Annotated in this window: 1 pseudogene; it reads right to left on the bottom strand. The window is 47.5% G+C overall.

Annotated features, from left to right (window positions below):
* A pseudogene (locus SB772_RS45525) lies at nt 1-236 on the bottom strand (EamA family transporter RarD); the annotation flags it as partial.

The raw sequence follows: 236 nt of genomic DNA on the forward strand, positions 1-236 counted from the left end.
GGAAAATCATCCCCAGCACAATGTTCACCAGCGGGTTAATAAAGTAACCAAGGCTCGCTTCCAGCATATGGTGATTGTTCACCGCCCAGATAAACAGTAGCCAGTTGCCACCAATCAGCACGGCAGAGACTGCCAGCATAAAAATTTTCTGTGGCGTCTGAATCAGCGTTTTTAAATAGGACCACTGGCGGCAAATGCTCATCAGCACCACCATAAAGAAAAACGACCAGATCACG

This window comes from Paraburkholderia sp. SIMBA_030 (assembly GCF_046535245.1).
Classification (GTDB): domain Bacteria; phylum Pseudomonadota; class Gammaproteobacteria; order Burkholderiales; family Burkholderiaceae; genus Paraburkholderia.